Genomic DNA, 11,603 nt, shown 5'->3' with positions numbered 1-11,603 from the left:
CACGTCCTCCCATAGCTGAGAAAGTTTCATCTCAGTCACGTTTCTCGGCGCCGTGTAGGTCTCCGCATCTGCCGCTCCGCCAGGAGCTGGCAGGGTGTTTCGGTCGAGCTTTCCGCTTGGTGTAACCGGCCACTGTTCCATCTCTATCATATAGGCTGGGACCATGTAGCCCGGTAACAGTCTCTCAAGCTGCGCTCGGACTTCGTTTCTTTGGAGCCCTTCTACATAAGCGCATAATTCCGGCTCCCCGCTGTCTGTCCGTACGGTAACGGCCGCCTCTCTTACACCTTCTATATTTCTTAGTGCCGCTTCAATTTCTCCCGGCTCAATCCGGTAGCCGCGGATTTTCACCTGATCATCCAACCGCCCGAGGAATTCAATATTCCCGTCAGGGAGCCAGCGCGCCACATCCCCGGTTTTGTACATGCGTTCACCCGGGTAAAACGGGTCTTCAAGAAAACGCTCCTCCGTTAATGCCGGCCGATTCAAATAACCTCTGGCAACACCCGCTCCGGCAATGTACAGTTCGCCGATACATCCAACAGGCAGCATCCGCTGATTCTGATTCAGGATATACAATCTGACATGATGAACAGGTTTTCCAATTGGAATCCGTTCAAGTTTTTCATGTGGCGGACAATCAAAGAATGCAGCTTCTACGGTTGCTTCCGTTGGCCCATAGGAATTGGTTATTGAAACATTTGGAAGCAACTCGTAAAATCGGGAGACAAGATGGGTCCCCAGCTGTTCTCCCCCAGAAAACACTCGCTTGAGTCTGTTTGTCTTAATCGGTACAGAGCGATATTTTATATGTTCTAAAAATGCATGGAGCATTGAAGGCACAAAATGCATAGCTGTGATCTTTTGTTCTTCTATGGCCTTCGCGATCACTTCAGGTTCTTTTTCGCCTCCCTGAGGAAGCAGATAAACAGAAGCTCCGGCATAAGGCCACCAAAACAGCTCCCATATTGAAGCATCGAATGAATATGATGTTTTGTGCATAATCATATCTGAAGGCTTTAGCTGATAGCGGGACTGTAGGGAATTCAAAAAATTCACCGCTGATCGATGTTCAATTTCAACACCCTTAGGCATCCCGGTAGAGCCGGATGTATAGATGACATAGGCTAAAGATTGCGGGAGAACGTTCACATTCGGATTGGACAAACGATGTGCCAGTCCGCTATTTGTCTGATTGAGATAGACAATCTCTCCTGTAAATGCCGGAATATGAAGGCTGGCAGACTGAAGCAGGAGAATGTTTGTACCGCTGTCCTCCAGCAGAAAGCTGATTCGTTCTTCCGGATAATCCGGGTCGATGGGCAGATAAGCGCCGCCAGCTTTAAGAATGCCATAAATGCCAAGCAACATTTCAGGTGAACGCTTTCCTATAATGGCAACAGTCGTTTCGGGTTTTACCCCCCGTCCAATCAGCTCCCAGGCGATACGGTTAGCCTGTTCGTTCAATTCTTTATAGGTCATCGCTCCATCTTCGAAGATAACGGCCGCCTGATCAGGCGTTTTTGCTGCCTGCTGTTCGAGTGCATAGTGGAGCGTTTGATTCATTGAATAGCCCGTCTCCTCAAACGGATGGCATGCTTCAATGAAATCTCTCTCTTCTTCTTTTGTTAAGATTGGAATATCGTCCAATTCTGTTTCAGGACTGGCAGCTGTATGTTCCACAAGCGTGGTGAAAAGGCTGGCCCACCTTTGGATGGTTTCTTTCTCAAACAAAGCTGTACTGTATTCAAACTGACAGAAAAGCTCGGAATCATGCTCTGTAACGTATAGGGAAATATCAAATTTTGATATTGGGTGCTCCAAGTCGTTCCACTGAAGCTGTACATCATTCATTTTTAGCTTTTGCTGTTCCATATTCTGAAGGACTAGCGTTGTGTCAAACAAAGGATTCCGGCTCATTTCCCGCTGCACACCGAGTTTGTCCACAAGCTCTTCAAACGGGTAATCCTGATGCTCATACGCTTCTAGTGCCGTCTGTCTGACTTCTTTCAGAAATTCCTCAAATGTCTTATTACCCGCCGGGCGTGTGCGGAGAGCCAATGTATTGACGAACATCCCAAGAACAGCTTCAAGGTCGGCATGGGGCCGTCCGGCGATAGGTGAACCAATCACGATATCATCCTGACCGCTTAACCGAGACAAAAAGGCTGAATACAAAGCGAGAAGCGTCATATAAAGCGTGCTTCTGTTTTTATGGGCGAGCCGCTTTATGCGGGCCGTGATCTCTTTGTCCAATTGAAAGGTTACTTTTCCGCCTATGAATTGCCGTTCTGCCGGACGTCGTTTATCTGTTGGAAGCTCCAGTATAGGAAGGTCCCCGCTAAACTGCTGCTGCCAGTAAGTCTCCTGCTTTTGGTACGAGTCTCCCTTTTTAAATTTCTGCTGCCATACGGCGTAATCTTTATATTGGATCCGCAATGGCTTAAGCTGCCGGTTTGCATAAAGATCGGTAAATTCTCGGATTAGGAGCTGAACGGATACGCCATCTGAAATGATATGGTGCATATCCACCAGCAATACATGCTTCTCGTTTGACACTTCTATAAGGCCTGCTCTAAATAATGGCGCCTGGCTGAGACAAAAGGGACGGACAAATCCCTCGATAGTGGTCTCTTTACTTAACGTAAACGGCACTTCGGTGTGGATACGCTGAACCGGCTCGTCATCAGCTCCGGATACAAAGGAAGTTCGAAGCGGCTCATGCCGGCTGATCAGTTCTTTACATACAGCAGACAGTTTGGCGACATCCAGTGCACCTTCCAGTTCTAAGACCGCAGGCATGTTATAGGCGACACCCTCATCAAGCTGTTGAAGCACATAGATTCGTTTTTGGGCCGAAGATACAGGATATGTATCCCTTTCTTCTGCTGGTTCAATTGCTGCATACAGATTTTGTTCAGCCTCTCGAATAATTAAAGCTAATCCTTCAACAGTCGGATGAGCAAAGATGTCCTTAAGTGAAACTTGCACATGGAATTCCTTTGCGATCCGTGACATAAGCACTGTTGCTTTTAACGAGTGGCCGCCATTGTCAAAAAAGTTGTCTTGGATGCCTATATGTCCATTCTTTAGCACATCTTCAAATAGTTGCGAAAGCTTTGCCTCTAACAGATTTCGAGGGGCAGTATATGGGTTTCCGCTGATTGAAGCATCTGGCCCCGGAAGTGCTGCGCGATCTACTTTTCCATTTGGGGTAAGAGGTATGCTGTCAACCCATATCCATTTCGCCGGAATCATGTATTCTGGGAGCTCACTAGCCATATAACTGCGTAAATCTATTGCGTTCAGCTTTTGTACACTGCAATAGTAAGCGCATAATTCATGTTCACCGTTTTGATCTTGCCAGATGAGAATGGCAGCCTCACTAATGTCCGGGTGATTCATTAACGTGACTTCGATTTCTTGCGGCTCAATTCGATAACCTCTGATTTTCACTTGATTGTCTGCCCGTCCGATATATTCGATGTTGCCGTCTTCAAGCCGTCTGGCCAAATCACCTGTCCGGTACATGATCACACCAGGCTTGAATGGATCGGATGAAAATTTGTCGCTTGTCAGTTTATCGTGATTGACATATCCTCTGGCAACACTTGCGCCGGAAATATAGAGTTCGCCTGGTACGCCGCATGGCTGAAGCTGTTTTTGATGATTCAAAATATATAGATCAGTACAGCCTATCGGTTTACCGATTGGCGGAAGCTCAGGAATAGGGTCTCCAGGATGAATGGTATACGTAGATACCACATGAGTTTCTGAAGGTCCGTAATGATTGTGCAGGTGTATGCCGCGTTCACGCAACACATCTTGGAAAAGGTCTGAAATCATTAATTGTTCCCCGGCTGCGATCAGGTGTTTGACGCCATCAGGAAACGAGTTCGCAAGTTCTCGCTCGCTGAAAATCATTTTGATAAAAGCAGTTGGGAGAAACACAATATTCGTCTGATGCTTGTTTATAAATGCAAACAGCTGAGGCACATCTCTTTTTATGGCTTCTGGCACGATGTGCAGTGTGCCGCCTTTCAGAAGCGCAGAAAATATTTCTTGATAGCAGACGTCGAACGAAGGTGTCGCAAATTGCAGAACATCTGCTTCAAAGTCAATGCCGGAGTGAGTATATTCGAACTTCAGCAAGTTAGCCATGTTTCGATGCTCAAATTGAACACCCTTTGGTTTACCTGTTGTGCCTGATGTATAAATCATATACAGCAGATCGTCAGCATTGTTGACTGACTTTATGTTACTGCCGTCTACTTTGCTTTCGATTTCTTCTGGATAAGTGATAATGTAATTGTCTTCTAACGATGAGGAAAGATGCGCTTGTGAAACAACATGCGAACAGCCGCAATCATGCAGAATATAACGGATTCTGTCAGCCGGGTAATGCGGATCAACGGGAACAATGGCGCCGCCTGCCTTTAAGATTCCAAGAATGCCGGTGATAAACGCCGCAGAGCGATCCATCATAATCGCAACGGGTTCCTGTCTCACAACGCCTTTCATTCGTAAATGCCGTGCCAATCTGTTAGCCGCTTTATTCAGTTCTCTGTATGTTAATGAGCAGGCTTGATCAATTACAGCATGAGCATCTGGTGTCTTTTCCGCTTGCTTTTCAAACATGGCATGGATGGTTTCGTAAACTGGTGTTCGATCTGTGATTTCTCCAATCAGCTGCCGCTTTTCAGTATCTGTCGTGATATCGATTTCTTCAGGTGGAAGATTCGGATTATTTAAGATTTGTGAAACAGCATTCAGAAGATGCTCTTTGACAGAGAGCACAAAAGACCGATCGTGCTGCTCCGCATCATAGTTCATTTTGATATGAATTTCTTCCCCTGGCGCCACCATAAGATAAAAGCTGTAGTTGGTTTCATCTGCGACAGTGAAATTATGAATCTGAAAAAGATCAGAAGCATGTTCCTGTTTGTTCAGCATTTGAATCTCTTGCTGCACCGGATAGTTTTCAAATACGAGAATATGATCAATCAGCCCTTGCTTAACAGCTGAGCGGGATTGAATCTCATACAAAGGGTGGTAGCTGTACGCTTCAGCGGCAAGACGGTCTTTTTGCATATCTTTTATAAGTTGAAGAAATGGCGTTTTTGCCCCCTGCACCCGAATCGGCATCGTATTAATGAAAAGACCTACCATATGTTCAATGCCTTCGATTTCTGCGGGCCTTCCTGAAATGACAGAACCGAATACGGCGTCATCGTTATTATTATATTTTTGCAGCAGAATGCCCCAAATGGTATGAAAAATCGTACTGAGTGTCACTTCTTCTCTTGCAGCAAGCTCTGAAAGTCTGCTGCTTTCTTCCTTAGAGAATGAAAATGTAACGTGTTCCTGCCTGCTTTTTCCCTTTGTTTTTTTCTGCTTCGGGAGTACGGTTTGCTGTTCGTGGCCGGAAAGATAATGGTCCCAATAAGAAACCGCCTGCTCTTTGTCTTGCTCCATCAGCCATTTGATATACTTTCCGTATGGCTGGACCGGCTCCAATGTTATAGGGGATGCATTTACATAAGATGCGTAAATATGCAGAAACTCCTTTAGCACAATGCTGAGGCACCAACCGTCCATCATGATATGATGAAAGGTCCAAATGCAAGAGTACTGGCTCTCTCCTGTTTGAATCAGAGCGATGCGCATGAGCACATCCTTTTGCAAATGAAACCCCTGGTCCCGGTCCTTTTCTTTCCATTGCTCGATAAACTGTGATTGCTCCGCCTCGTTTAAATGAGTAATGTCTTCTTCCAGTACGATGACATTTCGTTCTCTCAGAACAACCTGCTGGGGGGAGGAAACATTTTGGCTGATAAAAATCGTTCTGAAAATATCATGTCTTTCTACAAGAGCGTTGATGCTGTTTTGAAAAAACTGCGGGTTGACTTTTCCTTCTATTGTAAAAGAAGCTTGCTCAACATACGCCTGTGAATCTTTTTGCAGGAGGGAATGGAAAAGCATCCCTTCCTGCATGTAAGACAGCGGATAAATATCCTGAATTGAATTCGCTTTTGTCATGTTCATGTCTCCCTGTCACGATTTTCTACAATTCTTCCACCAAGCTGGATATGCTGTCCAAGTCCTCTGCCGTTAATGATTGACTGCTGAAATCGCTCAGTGTCTTTTCTGCTTTCTGTTGACCGGCGCAGTGTTTCATAATGTCCAGCAAAAAGTGTTCAATCCTGTTAATAAGCTGCTCCATTGTGTTTCTGTGAAAGCGGGCTGGCGGATAACTAAGATTGAAATGGAGCTTTTTGTCTGCTGCCATTGCACTCATCTCGATGATTTGCTCACGCTTCCATGTATGAGTGATATCCTTTCCGCTACCAAGGCTTGATGGGCGGAAGGTGTCCTGTCTTTCGCTGTCGTTGAACTGGCCCAAATAGTTAAAGCTGATTTCAGGTGTTTTTGAAAACGTAATGCTTTTATTTTCAGGGTGTGTAAGGTATTTCAGCATACCGTAACCTACCCCTTTGTTTGGTATCCGGCCCAGTGTATCTTTAACGGTTTTTACTGAGGTTCCGAGCTCATCCCTATGATTTTCAAAGCTTATGAGGGCCGGGTACATGGATGTAAACCAGCCTACCGTCCTGCTGATATCTAACTCTGGCAGAATGTGTTCTCTCCCGTGTCCTTCCATAGCGATACGGAGCTTGCTTCCTCCTGTCCATTCACAAATCGCCAAGGATGCTGCGGTTAACAGAATATCTTGTGTATCTGTGCCATAGGCGTGATTGACGTTTTGCAGCAAGACGGCGGTGTCTGCTTCAGTCAGTGAAAAGCTTAATGAGTCCCTTTTGCTGAAGTCGATGTTCAGATGATGCGGTATTTCATAGGGCAGTTCTGCGGCTTGCTGTTCTTCTACAGTTCGCCAATACGCCTCTTCGCGAATCAGCTTACTGCTTTGGGCATATTCCTGTATGCGTCTTGCGTATTCCTGATAGGAATCAGTTTTAGGTGGAAGCTGGATCGTCTGGCCTGCAGCAGCTTGTTGATATCCTGCTGACAAATCCTCCAGCAAAATCCGCCATGAGACACCATCAACGACAAGGTGATGGATCGCAAGGAACAAGTAATCTCCGGTCAGTGTTTTAAACAAAGCGGCGTGCAACAATGGTCCTTCCTGCAAATTGATGCTTTGCTGAAGATCTGCAACTTCTTGTTTGATTTGCGTCTCCCAGCCGCTTTCTGACTGTGAAAGATCAGAGGTTCTTAAGCTGTATAGCTGTGACTCATGAATGCCTTGGTTGATTTGAATCCATCGCCTATCATCGTTGCGATAAACCATCCGAAGCGCATCATGATGCTCCGCCAGTTTTTTCAAGGCTGGTCTAAGGGCGTTTTCAGACAAACGTCCAGAATGGAATAGCATGACAGACTGATTGAAATGGTGTCTTTCTTCAATATCTTGTGAAAAAAACCATTGCTGAACAGGCATCCAAGGAACGTCTCCCTGAACGGGTCCTTGCTCTATGATTCTCTCTGACTTACGGATAAATGGTGATAAGTCCTTTATCTTTGGATGACGGAATAAATCACTTATCTGCAAGCTTAGCCCATAGCGCCCAAGGCGTGCAGAAACTTGAAGCGCTTTGATTGAATCTCCACCCAATTCAAAAAACGAATCCTCTATTCCGATCCTCTGGATGCCGAGAACCTCCTGCCAGATCAACACAAGTTGGTCTTCAAGGTCATTTCGAGGCGGAGCGTACGTTTGTTTAGATGTGAAATTTGGTTCAGGAAGTGCTTTTCGGTTCAATTTGCCGTTTGATGTGAGCGGAAGAGTCTCCATTTCAATAATGTACGCCGGGATCATATAGTTTGGCAGCGAACGCGCGAGAAGTGAACGCACTTGTTCAGCATTCGTGCCTGCTTTTACGCTGATATAGCCAAACAGCTCTTTGCTCCCGGTCTGGGCTGTACGTGCTAACACTGCGGCTTCTTTGACCCCGTCTATTTGACGAAGTGCTGATTCGATTTCACCCAGCTCCACACGATAGCCTCTGACTTTTACTTGATCATCAATACGGCCAACGTACTCAATTGTGCCATCAGGAAGCCAGCGTGCCAGATCACCTGTGCGATACAGTCGATCGCGAGGTGCAAATGGATGTGGGACAAATTTCTCTTTCGTTAAATCAGGACGGCCCAAATATCCTCTGGCGACGCCATCTCCGCCGACACAAAGTTCACCGACAGCTCCGACCGGCTGCAGCACTCCCCATTGATTTAAGATAAAAGCGGTGGAATTACCAACCGGCCGCCCGATCGGAATGGAAAGTTCATATGTTTTTTGAATGTGAAGGCATGTCGAAAAAGTTGTATTTTCGGTAGGGCCATATCCATTCCATATAGATACTTCAGGGCAGACATTTCTGATTCGATTGACGTGGCTCGGCGACAAAGCTTCTCCGCCAATAATCAAATGTTTCAGCTGTGAAAATGTTTGTTCATTTTGCTCTGTCAAATGATTGAATAGAGAAGATGTCAGCCAAATCGTTGTGATTCCTTGATGTTCTATGTACCTCTTAAGCTGATGGGAATCGAGAAATGTTTGTTGATCGGACAGATGCAAAGCGGCACCATTTAGCAGCGGTCCGAAAATTTCAAATGACCCAACGTCGAAACCGATTGATGATGTCATCAGAAGGCGGTCTTCAGGTGTAAATGTAATATAATTGCTGTTTTTAACAAGACGAATTACACTTCGCTGCTCAATCATGACACCCTTTGGTTTACCGGTTGATCCAGAGGTATAAATGATATATGCGAGTGAATGTGGCCCTGCTGAAGAATCAACGTTCTTCGTTTTTCCTTGCTTTTGAATATCTTCGATTATGATTTGTTCACATTCAATGTCTAATAGTTGTTTTTCTGTTTTTTCAGATTGAAGGAGTAATGCCGCCCCGCTGTCTGACAGCATATAAGCTATTCGTTCAACAGGCAGATCAGAAGCAATAGGCAGATAGGCTCCCCCGGCTTTTAGAATGCCCAGCATTCCTGCAATGAGTTCTGGTGTTCTGCCTGTCAACAAGGCTACAACACTATCAGGCCCTACGCCCTTTATCTGTAGAACTGAGGCAATTTGATTTGCCCAGCTGTTCAGGTCCTCGTAAGTGAATACTTGGGTGTCGCTGACAATTGCTACAGCATTAGGCGTTTGTTCTGCCTGCATTTCAAAGAGTCTGCTGATGGTTTCATTTCTTGGATAATCTATTTTTGTACGATTGAGCTCGTGGATAAGGTAATGGGTCTCATCCTCATTCAGGATATTTATTGTTCCGAGAGCGGCTTTGTTGTCTTTGATGATGGAGAGTAACATATTGATGAAGTATTGAAGCCACTTTTCTATCGTTTTTTTCTTATATAAGTCAGTACTAAACTCCATTTGGAACGTCAGCAAACCGTGGAGCTGTTCCTGGGCATATAGGGTTAAATCAAATTTGGACGTTTGATGCCCATTGTTTGCTGCAGGTTTGAGACAAAGTTCATCCAGCTCCAACGATTCCTGATCCATGTTTTGAAGAACAAACATTACGTCAAACAGCGGATTTCTGCTCATATCCCGTGTCAATTCAAGCTTATCAACAAGCTCTTCGAACGGGTAATCTTGGTGCTCAAAGGCTTCCAATGCTGTCTCACGCACTTCCTGCAAGTACTGTACAAACGGCTTCCCGCCCTCCGGGCGCGTCCGAAGCGCCAGCGTGTTCACAAACATGCCGAGTATCGGCTCAAGATCCTTGTGCGGCCGGCCGGCAATTGGCGAGCCGACGATGATATCTTCCTGTCCGCTTAAGCGTGACAAGAACGCGGTGTAAGCCGCAAGAAGCACCATGTACAGTGTGCTTCCGTTTTCTCGTGCTAGCTTGTGAAGGCCTGATGTAACCTCTTGATCCAGCATAAATGAGACCTTGTCACCCGCGAAGCTTCGCACAGGCGGGCGGACATGATCAGCCGGAAGATCCAGCACAGGCAGCTCGCCCTCAAGCTGCTTCAGCCAGTACGCCTCTTGCGTTTTGTACGCGTCTCCTGTTTTGAATCCTTCTTGCCATACGGCATAGTCTTTATATTGAATGCGCAGTGCCGGAAGCTTCCGATTATTGTACAGCTCACCGAATTCCCGAATCAGAATGTTGACGGAAACACCGTCTGAAATGATGTGATGCATATCAACCAGCAACAGGTGCCGCTCATCTGATACCTTTACGATCTGGGCACGGAACAGCGGCGCTTGGCTGAGATCAAACGGTTTGATAAATGCGGCTGCGGCCTCCTCTTCGGTTCGTGCGCCGAGAACTGTAGTCTGTAACGTAAACGGCGCCTCGTCATGGATGCGCTGCACCGGATCGCCTCCTGCGTCCTGTTCGAAGGAGGTCCGAAGCGACTCGTGGCGCTTGATCAGCTCTTGGAAAGCTCTGTCCATCCTTTCAGGGTTGAGCTTCCCTTCGAGCTCTAACACAGCCGGCATATTGTAGCCTGTCCCTCCGTCCTCCAGCTGTTGAAGGACATAAATCCGCTTTTGGGCAGAGGAAACCGGATAGGTTTCCTGTTTTTCAGCCGGTTTTATCGCTTTATATGGACTGTCCGTTCCTTCACGGATAACGGCCGCCAGCCCTTCTACCGTCGGATGGGCAAACACATCTTTTAGCGGCACCTGTACATCGAATTCTTTTGAGATCCGTGAGACAAGCGCCGTTGCTTTTAAGGAATGCCCCCCGCGGTCAAAAAAGTTGTCGTGAATCCCGACAGGGCCATTTTTCAGCACGTCTTGCCACAGCTGAGAAAGCTTCATCTCAGTCACGTTTCTCGGCGCTGTGTAGGTCTCCGCATCTGCCGCTCCGCCAGGAGCTGGCAGGGCGTTTCGGTCGAGCTTTCCGCTTGGCGTAACCGGCCACTGTTCTATCTCTATCATATAGGCTGGGACCATGTAGCCCGGCAACAGTCTCTCAAGCTGTGCCCGCACTTCGTTTCTTTGGAGCCCTTCTATATAAGCGCATAATTCCGGCTCCCCGCTGTCTGTCCGTACGGTAACAGCCGCCTCTCTTACGCCTTCTATGCTTCTTAGTGCCGCTTCAATTTCTCCCGGTTCAATCCGATAGCCGCGGATTTTCACCTGATCATCCGTGCGCCCGAGGAATTCAACATTCCCGTCAGGGAGCCAGCGCGCCACATCGCCGGTTTTGTACATGCGTTCCCCCGGGTAAAACGGGTCTTCAAGAAAACGCTCCTCCGTTAATGACGGCCGATTCAAATAACCTCTGGCAACACCCGCTCCGGCAATGTACAGTTCGCCGGCGACACCGGAAGGCTGTACGGCTAAATGCGGATCTAAAACATACAAACGCGCACCGGGTACGGGTTTCCCAATCGGAATCCGCAAACGATCCCTGTCCCGTTCTGGATCCAATACGTAAAATGCCGCGTCTACCGTTGCTTCTGTCGGCCCGTAGCCATGGATTAATGATACCTGCGGCAATACAGAAGCAAAACGGGCTGCCGTACGGGGCGCAAGCGGTTCACCTCCGGCGAATACACGCTTCAAGCTTGTCCTGTCACTCAGCCTTTCGATTTCCGCTTGATCG

General features: G+C 47.0%; 1 protein-coding gene and 1 pseudogene. Both read right to left on the bottom strand.

Translation table 11 applies throughout. The features are described 5' to 3' along the window. Nucleotides 1–6,039, bottom strand: a pseudogene (gene ppsD, locus RAC86_RS27955) (plipastatin non-ribosomal peptide synthetase PpsD); the annotation flags it as partial. A 25-nt stretch (nt 6,040–6,064) separates the two neighbouring features. After that, the coding region (gene ppsC, locus RAC86_RS27950; protein WP_377886251.1) for a plipastatin non-ribosomal peptide synthetase PpsC at nt 6,065–11,603 on the bottom strand (5,539 nt) is incomplete at its 5' end.

The organism is Bacillus sp. LR_5 (assembly GCF_042709275.1).
Note: the sequence above shows the minus strand (reverse complement) of the source record. Positions and strands in the feature narration are given on the sequence as shown.